Here is a 16239-nt window from a genome sequence, read left to right as displayed (position 1 = left end):
GGAAGTGAATGTCAGGCCAACGCGGCCTGATAGCGTGCGGCGACTTCCGGCCAGTTGATAACACTGTAGAAGGCGTTGATGTATTCAGGTCGACGGTTCTGGTAGCGCAGGTAGTAAGCATGCTCCCAGACGTCCAGGCCGAGGATCGGCGTGTTGCCATTCATCAACGGGCTGTCCTGGTTGCCGCTGCTTTCCACTATCAGCGTCTTTTGCGGAGTGACACTCAACCACGCCCAGCCGCTGCCGAAACGGGTCAAGGCGGCCTTGGTGAAGGCTTCCTTGAAACTGTCGAAACCGCCGAGTTGCTCTTCTACAGCTTTTCCCAATGCGCCGTCGGGCTTGCCGCCACCTTTAGGCGACATCACCGCCCAGAACAGCGAGTGGTTGGCATGGCCGCCGCCTTGGTTGATGACGGCCGCACGCAGTTTTTCCGGCAGTTGCTGCACGCTGGACACCAGTTTTTCTACAGGCCAGCCCGCAAACTCGGTGCCCTCGACCGCCGCATTGAGGTTATTGATGTAGGTCTGGTGGTGCTTGGTGTAGTGAATCTCCATGGTTTGCGCATCGATATGCGGTTCCAGGGCATCGTAGGCATAGGGCAAGGCAGGCAAGGTGTAGGTCATATCAATGTGCTCCGTATTGAGACGGGGTCGGCTGCACCGCAGTACCGCCCAGCAAGCGATGGGTGCGCGGGTACTCACCGTGATCGCTGATGAAATTCAACAGTTCGACGTAAGTCTTGCTGCTCTGGCGCAGCGCCGCTTCCCGCAGCTGCGGGCTCAGGCGCACGTCCTGCATGGCCTGGAGCAAGCGCTGGTGAATAGCGCAGAGGTATTCGGCGCTTTCCTCGGGCTGATTCAGGCGCAGGTGCAAATCCGCCAGGTTGTGATGGGAAATGACGCAAGCCGCTACTGCTTCGTCGGCATTCGCCCAGCGCTCGAACAACACTTGAGCCAGGGCCAGGGCTTGCAGATAGGCCTCGCGAGCGTCAACCAATTCGCCCTGCATAAAGCAGCGATTGGCGCGTTCGATCGTGCGTTTCCAGTGCTCCATGGTGAGCCTCCAAAGCAGGGTCGGTGATTACACGCCGCCGGCCGTGAGCTTCTCCGGATCCAACAGGACTTCCAGTTGGCTACGGGGCAGGTCGGTGTGCTCAAGGGCCACATCAATCACCGGGCGGCCCTGCTGATAGGCCTTCTTGGCAATCTCAGCGGCCTTTTGGTAACCAATGATCGGGTTGAGTGCGGTGACCAGGATCGGGTTGCGCGACAGCGCTTCCTTGAGCTTGGCTTCGTTGACCTTGAAGCTGGCGATCGCCTTGTCTGCCAGCAGACGGCTGGCATTGGCCAGCAACTCGAGGCTGCTGAGCAGGTTCTGGGCAATGATCGGCAGCATCACATTCAGCTCGAAGTTGCCGGATTGGCCAGCGACGGTGATCACCGTGTCATTGCCGATGACTTGCGCAGCCACCATGGCCGTGGCCTCCGGAATCACCGGGTTGACCTTGCCTGGCATGATCGAGGAGCCCGGCTGCAGGCCCTCCAGTTCGATTTCCCCCAGGCCGGCCAGCGGGCCGGAGTTCATCCAGCGCAGGTCATTGGCGATTTTCATCAGCGACACGGCGGTAGCTTTCAACTGGCCGGAGACGGCGACGGCAGTGTCCTGGGAGCCGATCAGCGCGAACAGATTCTTGCCCGGCGTGAATTTCACGCCTGCCAGGCTGCTGAGCTGTTGACTGAAACGCACGGCGAATTCCGGGTGCGCATTAATCCCGGTGCCCACCGCCGTACCGCCCTGGGCCAGAGCCTGCAGGGCCGGTAATAAATCCTGCAGGTGACCGATATTGGCCTTGAGTTGCTGCGCCCAGCCATTGAGGACCTGGCTCATGCGCACGGGCATGGCGTCCATCAGGTGCGTGCGGCCGGTCTTGATGAATGGGTGAACCTCTTCGGCTTTCTGCTCGATCACCTGCACCAGGTGCAGCAGGGCCGGCAGCGTGTGCTCGTGCAGCACCAGCGCAGCACTGACATGGATGGTGGTCGGAATGATGTCGTTGCTGCTTTGACCGCAGTTCACATGATCGTTGGGATTGACCGCTTCGCCGAGCAAGCGGCTGGCGAGCGTCGCAATCACTTCGTTGGCATTCATATTCGAACTGGTGCCGGAACCGGTCTGGAAGATATCCACCGGGAAATGCCGCATGTAATCGCCTTCAAGCAAGCCTTGGGCGGCATCGACAATGGCTTTGCCCTGCCCTTCGCTGATCTGCTTGAGGTCGACGTTGACCTTGGCGGCTGCGGCCTTGGCCAGGATCAGTGCGCGAATGAATTGCGCCGGCATGCGTTGGTGGCTGATCGGAAAGTTGTTCACCGCGCGCTGGGTCTGCGCACCGTACAAGGCCTCGGCGGGGACTTGCAGTTCGCCCATGCTGTCGCGTTCGATACGGGTGTTACTCATCGGAAGATCCTTGCACCAGGTCAGAAACGGAAATGGAGGGAAGCAATTCGCAGGTCGCCAATTGCCAGGCAAAGGTCTGCCAGCGCTTGAGGCGGCAGGCACAGTGAGAGAGTTTTTCCAGGTCGCGCAGTGGGCGCCAGGCTTGATCCAGACACAGGGATCGCCAATGCCACGGCAGTGCAATATCGCTGGCGGTGTCGATCAGCAGGCGGAATGAGGTTTCAGCGATGGTCCACGGATGGGTCGCGGTACAACACGCCAGGTATCGGCCCTCGTTGAGGTAATGTTCGATCAGGCGAGGCTCATTGGGATCCAGACCACAGCGAATCTGGCGACTCATCCAGCGCCAGCTTTCCAGGTAAGGATCCTCATGCAGGACAGAACTCATGATCCACACTCATCCGTTAATGATATTTATTATTAAATGATATTGAGAATCAAAACAAGAGTAACACCTCAATCCCCCTGACACACGCCCACAAAAAAGGCGCGCCATCCGTAAGAGGGCGCGCCTTTTTGTGCCGCTGTAGCGGGATTAGCTGCCTGCGACAGTCATCCGCTCGATCAGCACCGAGCCTGTGCGAATATTGCTGCGCAGTTCCAGGTCATTTCCCACGGCAACGATCTGCTTGAACATATCGCGCATGTTGCCGGCGATGGTCACTTCCTGGACGGCGAACTGAATCTCACCGTTTTCCACCCAGAAGCCCGCCGCGCCACGGGAATAATCCCCAGTGACCATATTCAGGCCATGGCCCATCAATTCGGTTACCAGCAGGCCACGTCCCATGCGACGCAACAGCGCCGCCTGGTCTTCGTCGCCATGGGTCACGAAAAGGTTATGCACGCCACCGGCGTTGGCGGTGCTTGGCAGGCCGAGTTTGCGGCCTGAGTAGGTGCCGAGTACGTAAGACACCAGCTCCCCGTTTTCGACGAACGGCTTGGCATACGTGGCCAGGCCGTCCCCATCGAACGCCGAACTGCCCATGGCCCGCATCAAGTGCGGACGCTCATCGATGGTCAGCCACTCGGGAAACAACGTCTGGCCGATCGCCCCTTCAAGGAACGAAGACTTGCGATACAGGTTGCCGCCGGAAATGGCACTCAGGAAACTGCCGAACAAACCGCCTGCCAGCTCCGCCGAAAACAGTACAGGCACTTCACAGGTCGGCACCGGACGCGCGCCCAGGCGGCTCGCGGCACGTTGTGCGGCACGTTGACCAATGCTGGCCGGATCTGCCAGCAATTCACCCTGACGACTTACGTCGTACCAGTAATCACGCTGCATCTGGCCATTGGCCTCGGCGATCATCACGCAGCTCAGACTATGGCGCGTGGACGCATACCCGCCGATAAACCCGTGGCTGTTGCCGTAGACGCGACAGCCCTGATGCGTGTTCAACGTGGTGCCATCGGCGTTCTTGATGCGGGTATCGGCATCGAACGCCGCCGCTTCGCAGGTCAGCGCCAGCTCGATGGCCCGCTCGGGCGTGATGTCCCAGGCATGGAACAGATCGAAATCCTTCAAGTCCTTGGCCATCAGCGCCTTATCGGCCAAGCCCGAGCTTTCATCCTCAGAGGTGTGCTGGGCAATCGCCAACGCGGCGGCAACCGTTTCGCGTATGGCCTCCGGACCGCTGGCCGACGTACTGGCCGAACCTTTGCGCTGCCCCACATACAAGGTGATGCCAAAGCCCTGGTCACGGTTGAATTCGACGGTTTCCACTTCCCGTTGACGTACCGACGTCGACAACCCCTGCTCCAGCGACACCGCCACTTCACAGGCACTGGCCCCCTGGCGCTTGGCCTCGGCAAGGATCTGCTCGACTTGTTCCTGCAGGGCCGGTAACGCTTGCGGACCGACGCTTTGGGCTGCACTCATGGTTTTCTCCACTCAAATTCTGCTTTCGGCTAAGGCCATCGAGCGACCGGGCCGGACAAGCGGCCCCCGACTGGTTATCATGGCGGCGTTTCTTTGCGGACTGCCACCATGGTTGATTCTTACGACGACTCCCTCGATGGGGAGAAAAGCAAAACCCAGGTCAAACGTGAGCTGCATGCTCTGGTTGACCTGGGCGAGCGCCTTACAACGCTCAAGAAAGACTTGATTGCAAAACTGCCACTGACCGACGAAATGCGCCGGGCGCTTGCGGACGCACCCAAGCACACCGCGAATATCGCGCGTAAACGGCACATCATGTTTATCGGCAAGCTGATGCGCGATCAGGACACTGACGCCATTCTCGCCTTGCTTGATCAAACCGATGCCTCCACTCGCCAGTACAACGAACGTTTCCACAACCTGGAACGTTGGCGTGACCGCCTGATCTCGGGCGATGACGCGGTGCTGGAGAAATTCGTGCTGGACTACCCGGACGCGGACCGCCAGCAACTGCGCTCCCTGATCCGTCAGGCCCAGCACGAGCAGGCGCATAACAAGGCGCCGGCCACCAGCCGTAAAATCTTCAAATACATCCGTGAGCTGGACGAGACTCAACGCGGCCTGCGTTGATGCCCTTCCCCGGGTGGCGATCTTCGCCACCCGAAGCTCCACCCCTTACGACCCCGTGCCACCCACGGTGATCGCATCAATTTTCAGCGTTGGCTGGCCGACCCCTACCGGCACCGACTGCCCGTCCTTCCCGCACATGCCCACGCCACTGTCCAGGGCCAGGTCGTTGCCGACCATCGACACCTTGCTCATGGCTTCCGGGCCATTGCCAATCAACGTTGCCCCTTTGACCGGCGCGGTAATCCTGCCGTCTTCGATCAGGTACGCCTCGCTGGTAGAGAACACGAACTTGCCGCTGGTGATATCCACCTGGCCGCCGCCAAGGTTGGCGCAGTAGATGCCGCGCTTCACCGAGGCGATGATCTCCGCCGGGTCGCTTTCGCCACCGAGCATGTAGGTGTTGGTCATGCGGGGCATCGGCAGGTGCGCATAAGATTCGCGACGGCCGTTACCGGTGCGCGCAACGCCCATCAGGCGGGCATTGAGCTTGTCCTGCATGTAGCCCTTGAGCACACCGTTTTCAATCAAGGTGGTGCATTCGGTCGGCGTGCCTTCATCATCGACGCTCAACGAGCCGCGGCGACCGGCCAGGGTGCCATCATCGACAATGGTGCACAGCTTGGACGCAACCATCTCGCCCATGCGCCCGCTGTAGGCGGAACTGCCTTTGCGGTTGAAATCGCCTTCCAGGCCATGGCCCACGGCCTCGTGCAGCAATACGCCGGACCAGCCCGGGCCCAACACCACCGGCAACGTGCCGGCCGGCGCAGGAATGGCTTCCAGGTTCACCAACGCCTGGCGCAAAGCCTCACGGGCATAGCCCATGGCACGGTCGTCGGTGAGGAAGTAACGGTAGTCGGTACGCCCGCCGCCGCCGTGGCCGCCACGCTCGCGGCGGCCGTTCTGCTCGACGATCACGCTGACATTGAAACGCACCAGCGGCCGCACGTCCGCCGCCAGCCCCCCGTCGGTGGACGCCACCAGGATGCGTTCCCACACACCGGCCATGCTCACCGAGACCTGCTGGATACGCGGGTCCAGGGCGCGGGTGGCCGCATCGATACGCTTGAGCAACTCGACCTTTTCCGCGCGGCTGATCACTTCCAGGGGGTTGTCCGGCGCATACAACTGCGCCACGTCCTGGGTACTGAACGCCTGTACCGTGCCATGTTGGCCGGCACGGGAGATCGAACGCGCAGCACGTGCGGCCAGGCCCAACGCCTCCAGGGTGATCGCGTTACTGTAGGCAAAACCGGTCTTTTCACCGGATTGCGCACGAACGCCTACACCTTGGTCAAGATTGAAACTGCCTTCCTTGACGATGCCATCTTCCAGGGCCCAGGACTCGGAGATCTGCCCCTGGAAATACAGGTCGGCGGCATCGATGCCTGGCCCGGCCAGATCGCCGAGCACGGTTTGCAAACTTTCGATGGTCACGCCACCGGGTGCCAGGAGGTGTTCACTGACTGAGGACAACAACTCGCTCATAGGTTTGGCCTTAAATTCATCGTTCTGAAGCAGGCCGCTGGGCGCCCTGCGAGAAAAAGCGCCGATGGTTGACCACCGGCATGCGCGCCCGTATCGACGCCTGTTCACTGCTATCGCGTTCGGCCAGCAACACCGCTTCGCCTTGATCCTGTTGTGCCAGCACCCGGCCCCATGGGTCGACGATCGCCGCATGACCATAAGTTTCCCGTGGCCCTGGATGCACACCGCCCTGGGCGGCCGCCAGCAGGTAACACTGGGTCTCGATGGCCCGTGCACGAATCAGCACATCCCAGTGGGCGGCACCGGTCACGGCGGTAAAGGCCGAGGGCGCGGTAATCAATTCAGCCCCCGCCGCGCGCAGCTCGCTGTATAGCTCGGGGAAGCGCAGGTCGTAACAGACCGTCAGGCCCAAACGGCCAACCGGCGTATCCGCCACCACCACGTTGCTCCCGAAAGCATAGTCATCGGACTCCCGATAGCGACCCCGGGCGTCCGCCACGTCCACATCAAACAAATGCAGCTTGTCGTAACGAGCGACGACTTCGCCGCGATCATCGACCAGCAGCGAGCAGGCATTGGATTTGGCGTGCGGTTGATCCTTGGGCGGCAACGGCAGCGTGCCAGCCACTATCCATAAGGTGAGGTCGCGGGCGGTCTGTTTCAACCATGGCAGGATCGGACCTTCACCCAGCGCCTCGGCGCGGCCGATATCCGCCACGTCGCGGCGGCCCATGGCGGCAAAGTTTTCCGGCAGCACCGCCAGCTTCGCACCGCCGGCCGCCGCTTGTTCCAACAAGCGCCGGGCCTGGACCAGGTTGGCCAGCACATCGCTCTGACTGACCATTTGGATTACTGCAAAGGACATGGGCCGATACTCCGTAAAAGGCATGGGGCCATGCTACTCCACAGGCTCTCAGTTTGGTTTTTCAAAGGGCTTGTCGAAGGTGATTTTTGGATCCTTCCATGGGCCTTCCACCTTGTATTGCACGCTGGCGAAACGCGAAACACGGTCACCGATCAGCTTGTCGATCAGGAACAGTGCGCCACCAATCGCCGGCGCGCCCACGATCAGCGCGGCAATCGGCAGGTTGTTGGTCACCGGCAACGTCACCAGCAACTTCGCATCGACACGGTCAGCCACTAGGTCCAGGGTGCCATTGAGCTCCAGGTTGCTCGACGGGCCGGTCATGGTGATCGGCTCGCGCGTCACGAACACGCCATTGCTGGCGACCAATTGGCCCTTGACCCGGTCATAACTCAAGCCCTTGCCCAGCAGGTCGGAGAAGTCCAGGCGCAGGCGGCGCCCGATGGAGTTGAAGTTGAGCAGACCGAACACCCGCAGCGCCTGGGCACCACCTTCCACCTCGACAAACTGACCTTTACGGAACGTCGCATCCAGGCTGCCGGAGAACCGTTTAGGCCCGACCCAGGCCGGCGAACCCGGCCACCGCCCATCTACATCCAGGTGGAAGTCCTCGCTGGTGACCGTGGGCGCATAGCCCCAGCCTTTGAGTACGTCGGCGATGTTCTTGCCGTCCAGGCGCCCCTTGTACCAACTGCTGCTGTCACCCGGGACACCTTCCCATCCGCCGGCGCCCTTGAGTTGCATGCCCTTGAGGCCCAGGTCCAGCGTATTGAAAGCCAGGCCTTTGGCCGTTGGCCGGATCTTGAGTGACCAGGCGCCAATCAGGTCCGGCCCCTGGAACAGCTGGTCAATGGCGATATCCAACGCCGGAATATCCTTGGGATCGATACTGGCCAACGGGTCCGGTGCGTTTTCATCAGCCTGTACCGTCGGGTCCACCGCCGGCAGCTTCACGTATTGCAGGTTGACCGCAATCGGCGCGCCCTTGGCATCCGGCAGGTTCACGGCGCCCTTGGCTTGCTGGCTGTCAAAGCGTAAACCCCAGGCAGCGGGCTTGCGATCCAACTGCAGGTTGACCTGATCGAACTGGGTACCCAGGCCGGTGAGCTTGCCAATCTTGAATTCGGCACCGCTCAGCAGCTGCTTGGCACTGCCACCTGGGTCATTGCCAGCATACTGGTTCACCAGTTTTTTCCACGGGTCGATATCCAGCTCCGAGAGCACGCCACGGATGCGCAAGCCCTTGGCGCCTGGCAGCACGGCATCACCATCGCCGAGGAACAACTCGCCACGGCCGTCATTGAGCTTGTCCGGCGGCGCGGCAAAGGTGAAGTTGGCCAACTCACCGTAATCAAACCAATATCGGCGCTCAGCCCCCTGCAAGGTCATGCGGAATACGCTGTCACGTCCCTGGCTGGCCGGCATGCCGAACGGCGCCGGCAAGTCCACCACAACACCCTTGAGGTTGGAGCTGACCATCAGTTGGCTGTCGGCACCGTCCAGGTTGAGCTGCAACTGATACGAAAGATCACCGGACACCGGCAACGGCTGACTGACTTTCAACCAATCCGTCAGACGCTTGACCGTCACCTGCCCCTTGGCAGCGACACGGGTGCTGATATTACCCGGCTTGCCATCGGCAAAGATCTGCGCGGTGATCGGCCGGTCAAATGCCTGGGCGGTAATCTTTTCGCCGCTCAAGCCCTTGGCGCTGTCGAAGCGGAAATTGCCCTTGAGCTGCGTCAGGTCCAGAGGCGGTTCCGCCAATTGCAGGCGTGCCTTGTCAGTCTGGAAATCCACCACGATCCTGGGCTCGATGCCCTTGACCAGCGGAACATCCAGATCCAGCATGCCTTGCAGGTCTCCTTCGCCTTTCCAGCCGGCGAAGGTGGAGGCCGTGCCGATTGGCGCTTCCTGGAGGATCTTCAGCCCATCACCCAGGCCACCGGCAAAACCACCGGTAAGCAGCAGATGGCTTTCCTTGCCGGACGGCGCGTGGGGAATATTGACGTAGACGTCCTTGACCTTGGTGTCGAGCAACTGCCCCTTGCTGGCCAGGATGCGTACGCCCGTCTCTTCGACAAACACTTCGCCATTGACCTTGTTCACATGGGGCCAACCCGGCTGGAACGCCAGTTCGGCGTCATGCACCTTGAAGAACAGGCTGATATTGCGCGCGGCGGGCAACGCATCGTGGTTCAGCGAGCCCTGGTACTGGAAGAACCCCTGGTCCACCGCACCCTTGAGAATTGCCGTGCGCAGCCACTCATCCAACGCGGGACTCAACACGGCCGGCAGGTATTTAGGGGTAAAGCGTCCATCGCCATCGACCATACCGACCCGCAGGTCCATATAGTCTTCCTGGCTGTGGTCGAAATGCAGGCGAATCAGGAAATCGGCAGCGATCTTGCCCTCTTCCCCCAGCACCTTGATATACGGGGCGATCAGGGTGAAGCCTTGTTTATCCAGCTTCCACGTCAGGCGTGCATTGGCCTGGAGGTACTGCCAGGGCTTGGCGAAGATCGGATCGAGGTGCAGGGAAAAATCCTTGCTGTCCATGCGCAACTCGCCCTGGCCAAGGTCGCCGCTGATGCTGCCGGAAACGTTGCGTGCGGCCGGCGCACCGAAGTAGGCGTCAAACCCGACCCGTTCCAGGTTGGCGGCAAAGCTGACTTTTTGATCGGTGGTGTCTTGAGGACGGAAATCCACCAGTACATTGCGCAGCAGACCGGTGGCCTTCAGGTGCTCGACGGTCTTGGCGACGCCTTCCGACAGCGGCGCCAGGGCGTTGAGCAACGGTGTGATGGGGGTCAGGTCGAGGCGGTCAGCCTGCAGCTTCCAGACTTCCAGGGCCGTGTCGGTCGCCAGGGTCTGCTGCAATTGCAGGCGCGATTCCCATCGGGTCTCGCCCAGGTTCATCGCCAGGGAATCGAACAACACCTTCAAGCCCGTATCGCTGCGTTGCAGATAGGCCGTAAGTGCAAGGTTTTCGATATGCACCGGCTTGCGCTCGGCGTAGCTGCCCTTCACCTGCGGCGAGTTGAGGCGCACGACCGCACTTTGCACCGTGCCTTTACCCCAGTTCAGCCAGAACTCACCGCCGGCCTTGAACTGCGTGAGTTTCCACTGCTGGGTCAGCCTGGCGGGGATCCACTTGGCCCAGTCGCTTTGGGGCAGACTCAGGTAGGCCTCGACTTCAGCATCCTTCCACTGGCTCGCGCGAATGCGGCTGCGCAGGCTCAGGGCAAGGGGCTGGCCGTCGGGCAAGGTCAGGCGGGCGTCCAGGCGCTGGCGGGTGACGCCCGTGTGCAGGCTCAAGCCCACATAGGTCAGGGTCAGCGGCGCCTGGTCGAACGGTTGCAGGGTGACCTGGCTGTCGAGCAGCGATACGCGCTTGACCATCTGCATGCGCTTGAGCAATTGCTCCGGGTCCAGCGGCTGGTCGTCCTGTATCGGCAAGCCTTGCAGCGCCCAATGGCCGTCCTTGTCTTCCTTGGCGCTCAGTTGCAGGCCACTGACTTCCAGGTGCGCAATACGCACTTCGCGCGCCATCAGGCTGGCCCACATGTCCGGCACCACTTCGACCTGATCCAGGCGCAAGGCACTGCTGCCCTCGCCGACCATTACGTCGTGGGCCAGCAACACGGGCGCAAAACCGCTCCAGCGGCCTTCAAGGCTGCCGATGTGCACAGGCATGTCCACCGCAGCCTGGGCCTTGGCTTCGATTTCCGCGCGGTATTCGGCCACCAGCGGGGTCAATTCGCGCCCCAGGCTCACGTACACCGCCGCCAACACCAGCAGCAAGGCGCACAGCCCAAGGCCCCAACGGGTCAAAGCGGCAAAAAAGCGTGTCAGACGCTCCATGTCAGGCGACCCTCAAGGCAGTAGTCGGACTGCAGATCAAGGTCTGCGAGTCGCGTAAAAAGAAAGCGAATGGGGATCAGAGCAGCACCACGTCATATTGTTCCTGGGAATACATGGTTTCGACCTGGAAGCGAATCGTACGCCCGATAAACCCCTCCAGCTCAGCCACGTTACCGGACTCTTCATCCAGCAGGCGGTCGACCACTTTCTGGTTGGCAAGCACTCTATAACCTTCGGCCTGGTAGGCCCGTGCCTCTCGGAGGATTTCCCGGAAAATCTCGTAGCAAACCGTTTCCGGAGTCTTCAACTTACCGCGGCCCTGGCAACTGCTGCAGGGCTCGCACAGCACCTGCTCCAGGCTCTCGCGGGTGCGCTTGCGGGTCATCTGCACCAGGCCCAGCTCGGTGATGCCGATGATATTGGTCTTGGCGTGATCGCGCTCCAGCTGTTTTTCGAGCGTGCGCAGCACCTGGCGCTGGTGCTCTTCATCTTCCATGTCGATGAAGTCGATGATGATGATGCCGCCCAGGTTACGCAGGCGCAGTTGACGAGCAATCGCCGTGGCCGCTTCGAGATTGGTCTTGAAGATGGTCTCTTCAAGGTTGCGATGACCTACGAACGCGCCGGTGTTGACGTCGATGGTGGTCATCGCTTCCGCCGGGTCCACCACCAGGTAGCCACCGGACTTGAGCGGCACCTTGCGCTCCAGGGCTTTCTGGATTTCGTCCTCGACGCCATACAGGTCGAAGATCGGCCGTTCGCCAGGGTAATGCTCCAGGCGATCGGCAATTTCCGGCATCAGCTCGGCAACAAATTGCGTGGTGCGCTGGAAGGTTTCCCGCGAGTCGATGCGAATTTTCTCGATCTTGGGGCTGACCAGGTCGCGCAAGGTACGCAGGGCCAGGCCCAGGTCTTCGTAGATCACACTCGGCGCGCCGATGGTCTTGATCTGTGCGCCGATCTGGTCCCACAGGCGCCGCAGATAGCGAATGTCCATGAGGATTTCGTCGGCACCTGCGCCCTCGGCGGCGGTGCGCAGGATAAAACCGCCCGCTTCCTTGATACCTTCGGCGGCCACGCAGTCGCTGACCACCTTTTTCAGGCGCTCGCGCTCGGCTTCGTCTTCAATCTTCAGGGAAATGCCGACATGGGCGGTGCGCGGCATGTAAACCAGGTAGCGCGACGGAATCGACAGTTGAGTGGTCAGGCGTGCGCCCTTGGAGCCGATGGGGTCCTTGGTGACTTGCACCACCAGGCTCTGCCCTTCGTGCACCAAGGCGCTGATGCTTTCCACCGCCGGCCCTTCGCGCAGGGAGATCTCCGAGGCATGGATAAATGCCGCCCGGTCCAGGCCGATATCGACAAATGCCGCCTGCATCCCCGGCAACACCCGCACCACCTTGCCCTTGTAGATATTGCCGACGATCCCGCGTTTCTGGGTGCGCTCGACATGCACTTCTTGCAGAACACCGTTCTCTACCACCGCCACGCGCGATTCCATCGGCGTGATATTGATCAGAATCTCTTCACTCATGGCTGGGTCTCGTTCAGGCGTTTTCACAATAGTGACCGATCGCTGTAAGGCTGGGCGCTGGAGTAACGCGTTCAGCGCGCGGTAAGGTTTTGCCAACAGGGTATGCCGAATTGTGCAAGCAGTTGCGCGGTTTCGCACACCGGCAGACCTACCACCGCGGAATAGCTGCCATTGAGCCCGGCCACAAACACCGAGCCAAGCCCTTGGATAGCATAGCCGCCCGCCTTGTCCTGGGGTTCGCCGCTGTGCCAGTAGCTTGTAGCCTCCTCGACAGAAATCCCACGGAAAAGTACACGATTGCTTACACATCGGGTTTCACAGCGCTGGCCGTCAGTCAGGGCAATCGCAGTCAGAACTTCATGTTCACGCCCCGCCAGTGCCATCAACATCGCCAACGCATCGGCTTGGTCTACGGGCTTGCCGAGGATCTTGCCGTCCACGATCACTGCGGTATCGGCGCCCAGGACGCAGGCGGCCGAGCGTTGCCCGAGCGCAGCAAAACCCGCTGCGGCCTTACCGCGAGCGAGACGCTCGACGTAGGAAACAGGGGTTTCGTTTGTAAGAGGGGTTTCATCAATGGCGGCGCTGACCACGGTGAAAGGCACACCGATCTGGGTCAGCAGTTCACGCCGCCTCGGGGAGCCCGAGGCCAGATATAGCGAATTCATTGCAGACTCTCCCTGTGGGGTTCGATAACCAGGCAGAGCCTCGCAATCCATTCAATTGATTTTATAGCGACGACGTAACCCACGCAGGCCGAAGCTGATCCACGGCCACAGCAGCGCACTGACCAGGGCCGGCAACACCAGCGCCAGGGTTGGCTGGCGGTTGCCGGTCAGGGCACTGAGCCACAACTGTACCAACTGCGCCAGGCCGAAGATCACCAGGATCACCAGGCATTGCTGCCACATCGGGAACATGCGCAGGCGCTGCTGCAACGACAGCACCAGGAAGGTAATCAGGGTCAGGATCAACGCGTTCTGGCCCAGCAAGGTGCCATACAGCACATCTTCCGCCAAGCCCAGGAACATCGCCGTCACCATGCCCACTTTATGGGGCAGGTTCAGCGACCAGAATGCCAGCAGCAATGCCAGCCACAGCGGACGCAGGATCTCCATGAACTGCGGCAGCGGCGAAACGCTGAGCAGCAAGCCGATAGCGAATGTCAGCCAGACGATCCAGCCATTGCTCGAATGAGTACCGGCCATTATTCCTCCCTCTGCCGTGTGGTGGCCGGGGCTGCGGCTGGAGGCTTCGCAGCGGGCGTCGTAGTGGCAGGCGTGGTGGCCGGCGGTTTCGCTGCAGTCGGTTTCACCGGGTGCACGCTATGGGCCGCAGGCTTGACCGGTGTGGCCACAGGCGCAGTAGCTGCCGGAGTTGCCGCCGGTACAACGGGGGGAGTCGACTGAGGCTTGGGCACGGTCGCAGGAATGATCGGCGCAGTGCCGTTCTTCTTGTCTTCCGCTTCCTGGGCCTGGGCGGCGTCGTTGGCGCGTTCTTCCGGAGTACGGTTGTCGCTGAACACCAGCAACAGGTAGCGGCTGCGGTTCAGGGCGGCAGTGGGTACGGCACGCACAATGGCGAAGGGCTGGCCGGAATCGTGGATCACTTCCTTGACCGTTGCCACCGGATAGCCTGCCGGGAACCGCTGGCCCAGGCCGGAGCTGACCAACAGGTCGCCTTCCTTGATGTCGGCCGTGTCCGCCACATGACGCAATTCCAGGCGCTCAGGGTTACCGGTCCCGCTGGCAATCGCGCGCAAGCCGTTACGGTTGACCTGCACCGGAATGCTGTGGGTGGTGTCCGTCAGCAGCAGGACCCGCGAGGTGTAGGGCATCAGCTCGACTACCTGCCCCATCAGTCCCCGAGCATCCAGTACCGGCTGACCAAGCACCACACCGTCGCGCTCACCCTTGTTGATAATGATGCGATGGGTAAAGGGGTTGGGGTCCATGCCGATCAACTCGGCCACTTCGACCTTTTCGTTGACCAACGCAGAAGAGTTAAGCAACTCGCGCAGCCGAACGTTCTGCTCGGTGAGGGCCGCCAGCTTTTGCATGCGCCCCTGCAACAGCAGGTTTTCGGTCTTGAGTTTTTCGTTCTCGGCAACCAGTTCGGTACGGCTGCCAAATTGGCTGGCCACGCCCTGGTAGAGACGTTGCGGCAGGTCGGTGATCCAGTAGGTCTGCATCAACACCAGCGACATTTGGCTACGCACCGGCTTGAGCAGCGCAAAGCGGGCATCGACCACCATCAATGCGACCGAAAGCACGACCAGCACCAATAAGCGCACGCCCAATGAGGGGCCTTTGGCGAAAAGCGGTTTAATAGGCCGCTCCTCCCAGGCAAATGTTCTCTTTATTCATACGGCATCTAACCGGCCTGGATGCAGATTGAAGAAGATAAACGCCAACAGGCAGCACTGCAAAGTGCTGCCTGCGGGCGAAGCATGGTGCAACCAACGATCTTATTCGCTGGAGAGCAGGTCCATGGTGTGTTTATCCATCATTTCCAGTGCACGACCACCGCCACGGGCAACGCAGGTCAGCGGGTCTTCGGCGACGATCACCGGCAGGCCGGTTTCCTGGGCCAGCAGCTTGTCGAGGTCGCGCAACAGGGCGCCACCACCGGTCAGCACCAGGCCTCGCTCGGCGATGTCGGAAGCCAGCTCCGGCGGCGATTGCTCCAGGGCGCTCTTCACAGCCTGAACGATGGTGGCCAGGGACTCTTGCAGAGCTTCCAGCACTTCATTGGAGTTCAGGGTGAAGGCACGTGGAACGCCTTCGGCCAGGTTGCGACCGCGAACATCGACTTCGCGAACTTCGCCGCCCGGGTAAGCGGTACCGATTTCCTGCTTGATGCGCTCGGCGGTGGATTCGCCGATCAGGCTGCCGTAGTTGCGACGTACATAAGTGATGATCGCTTCGTCGAAACGGTCGCCGCCTACCCGTACGGATTCGGCATACACCACACCGTTCAGGGAGATCAGGGCGATTTCAGTGGTACCACCACCGATATCCACCACCATCGAACCGCGCGCTTCTTCAACCGGCAGGCCGGCACCGATCGCAGCAGCCATCGGCTCTTCGATCAGGAACACTTCGCGGGCACCGGCGCCAAGGGCCGACTCACGGATGGCACGACGCTCCACCTGGGTGGATTTGCACGGAACGCAGATCAGCACACGAGGGCTGGGCTGCAGGAAGCTGTTTTCGTGAACCTTGTTGATGAAGTACTGCAGCATCTTTTCGCAGACGCTGAAGTCGGCGATCACGCCGTCTTTCATCGGACGAATGGCAGCAATATTGCCTGGTGTTCGGCCGAGCATGCGCTTGGCCTCGGTGCCGACGGCAACGACACTTTTCTGATTACCATGGGTCCGAATGGCCACAACCGATGGCTCATTCAGAACGATACCGCGCTCGCGCACGTAAATAAGGGTGTTGGCAGTGCCCAGGTCAATGGAAAGATCGCTGGAAAACATGCCACGCAGTTTCTTGAACATGGGGAAAGGACCCT

The 16239-nt window shown here is 61.0% G+C and carries 14 protein-coding genes; 1 reads left to right on the top strand and 13 read right to left on the bottom strand.

Annotated elements, in window-relative coordinates:
* Positions 1-11 precede the first annotated feature (11 nt).
* The 5 genes from C8K58_RS14830 to pmbA all read right to left on the bottom strand — a co-directional run bounded on the left by C8K58_RS14830 (position 12) and on the right by pmbA (position 4339).
* A complete protein-coding gene (locus tag C8K58_RS14830) occupies positions 12-623 on the bottom strand; it encodes a superoxide dismutase (RefSeq protein ID WP_027604817.1) in 612 nt (203 codons plus the stop codon).
* A 1-nt stretch (position 624) separates the two neighbouring features.
* Positions 625-1053, bottom strand: coding sequence for a hypothetical protein (locus C8K58_RS14825; RefSeq protein WP_027604818.1), 429 nt, complete (start codon positions 1051-1053; stop codon positions 625-627).
* 27 nt (positions 1054-1080) lie between these two features.
* Positions 1081-2457: a lyase family protein gene (locus tag C8K58_RS14820; protein WP_027604819.1), complete on the bottom strand. Its 1377-nt coding sequence runs from the start codon at positions 2455-2457 to the stop codon at positions 1081-1083.
* Positions 2450-2845 (bottom strand): hypothetical protein, encoded by a 396-nt coding sequence (locus C8K58_RS14815; RefSeq protein WP_027604820.1) that lies wholly within the window; start codon positions 2843-2845, stop codon positions 2450-2452. The genes C8K58_RS14820 and C8K58_RS14815 overlap by 8 nt, the downstream gene beginning before the upstream one ends.
* A gap of 147 nt (positions 2846-2992) precedes the next feature.
* Complete coding sequence (gene pmbA, locus C8K58_RS14810; protein WP_027604821.1) at positions 2993-4339, bottom strand: metalloprotease PmbA; 1347 nt, start codon at positions 4337-4339, stop codon at positions 2993-2995.
* Positions 4340-4447: 108 nt separating this feature from the next.
* Here pmbA and yjgA point away from each other — a divergent pair, with 108 nt between their 5' ends.
* Positions 4448-4969, top strand: a complete 522-nt coding sequence (yjgA, locus tag C8K58_RS14805; RefSeq protein ID WP_017138246.1) for a ribosome biogenesis factor YjgA — start codon at positions 4448-4450, stop codon at positions 4967-4969.
* A gap of 45 nt (positions 4970-5014) precedes the next feature.
* Here yjgA and tldD read toward each other — a convergent pair whose 3' ends face one another.
* From tldD to mreB, 8 genes are all read right to left on the bottom strand, one after another.
* Entirely contained in the window at positions 5015-6457 is a 1443-nt protein-coding gene (gene tldD, locus C8K58_RS14800) for a metalloprotease TldD (protein WP_027604822.1), read from the bottom strand.
* Between the two features lie 16 nt (positions 6458-6473).
* Complete coding sequence (locus tag C8K58_RS14795) at positions 6474-7322, bottom strand: carbon-nitrogen hydrolase family protein (RefSeq protein ID WP_027604823.1); 849 nt, start codon at positions 7320-7322, stop codon at positions 6474-6476.
* Positions 7323-7370: 48 nt separating this feature from the next.
* On the bottom strand, positions 7371-11186 hold the full coding sequence (locus C8K58_RS14790; protein WP_108573892.1) for a YhdP family protein: 3816 nt from the start codon (positions 11184-11186) through the stop codon (positions 7371-7373).
* 76 nt (positions 11187-11262) lie between these two features.
* Positions 11263-12720, bottom strand: coding sequence for a ribonuclease G (rng, locus tag C8K58_RS14785; protein ID WP_010213134.1), 1458 nt, complete (start codon positions 12718-12720; stop codon positions 11263-11265).
* 71 nt (positions 12721-12791) lie between these two features.
* Complete coding sequence (locus tag C8K58_RS14780; protein ID WP_108573891.1) at positions 12792-13388, bottom strand: nucleoside triphosphate pyrophosphatase; 597 nt, start codon at positions 13386-13388, stop codon at positions 12792-12794.
* Between the two features lie 51 nt (positions 13389-13439).
* Positions 13440-13928: a rod shape-determining protein MreD gene (mreD, locus tag C8K58_RS14775; RefSeq protein ID WP_027604826.1), complete on the bottom strand. Its 489-nt coding sequence runs from the start codon at positions 13926-13928 to the stop codon at positions 13440-13442.
* On the bottom strand, positions 13928-15049 hold the full coding sequence (gene mreC, locus C8K58_RS14770) for a rod shape-determining protein MreC (protein ID WP_081744405.1): 1122 nt from the start codon (positions 15047-15049) through the stop codon (positions 13928-13930). The genes mreD and mreC overlap by 1 nt, the downstream gene beginning before the upstream one ends.
* 138 nt (positions 15050-15187) lie before the next feature.
* Positions 15188-16225 (bottom strand): rod shape-determining protein MreB, encoded by a 1038-nt coding sequence (mreB, locus tag C8K58_RS14765; RefSeq protein ID WP_002555108.1) that lies wholly within the window; start codon positions 16223-16225, stop codon positions 15188-15190.
* Positions 16226-16239: the final 14 nt, after the last annotated feature.

The organism is Pseudomonas sp. GV047, from assembly GCF_003058245.1.
Lineage (GTDB): Bacteria > Pseudomonadota > Gammaproteobacteria > Pseudomonadales > Pseudomonadaceae > Aquipseudomonas > Aquipseudomonas marginalis.
Note: the sequence above shows the minus strand (reverse complement) of the source record. Positions and strands in the feature narration are given on the sequence as shown.

Coding starts and splice junctions, on each gene's coding strand:
- C8K58_RS14830 (WP_027604817.1), bottom strand. CDS start 623: ATGACCTACACCTTGCCTGCCTTGCCCTATGCCTACGATGCCCTGGAA.
- C8K58_RS14825 (WP_027604818.1), bottom strand. CDS start 1,053: ATGGAGCACTGGAAACGCACGATCGAACGCGCCAATCGCTGCTTTATG.
- C8K58_RS14820 (WP_027604819.1), bottom strand. CDS start 2,457: ATGAGTAACACCCGTATCGAACGCGACAGCATGGGCGAACTGCAAGTC.
- C8K58_RS14815 (WP_027604820.1), bottom strand. CDS start 2,845: ATGAGTTCTGTCCTGCATGAGGATCCTTACCTGGAAAGCTGGCGCTGG.
- pmbA (WP_027604821.1), bottom strand. CDS start 4,339: ATGAGTGCAGCCCAAAGCGTCGGTCCGCAAGCGTTACCGGCCCTGCAG.
- yjgA (WP_017138246.1), top strand. CDS start 4,448: ATGGTTGATTCTTACGACGACTCCCTCGATGGGGAGAAAAGCAAAACC.
- tldD (WP_027604822.1), bottom strand. CDS start 6,457: ATGAGCGAGTTGTTGTCCTCAGTCAGTGAACACCTCCTGGCACCCGGT.
- C8K58_RS14795 (WP_027604823.1), bottom strand. CDS start 7,322: ATGTCCTTTGCAGTAATCCAAATGGTCAGTCAGAGCGATGTGCTGGCC.
- C8K58_RS14790 (WP_108573892.1), bottom strand. CDS start 11,186: ATGGAGCGTCTGACACGCTTTTTTGCCGCTTTGACCCGTTGGGGCCTT.
- rng (WP_010213134.1), bottom strand. CDS start 12,720: ATGAGTGAAGAGATTCTGATCAATATCACGCCGATGGAATCGCGCGTG.
- C8K58_RS14780 (WP_108573891.1), bottom strand. CDS start 13,388: ATGAATTCGCTATATCTGGCCTCGGGCTCCCCGAGGCGGCGTGAACTG.
- mreD (WP_027604826.1), bottom strand. CDS start 13,928: ATGGCCGGTACTCATTCGAGCAATGGCTGGATCGTCTGGCTGACATTC.
- mreB (WP_002555108.1), bottom strand. CDS start 16,225: ATGTTCAAGAAACTGCGTGGCATGTTTTCCAGCGATCTTTCCATTGAC.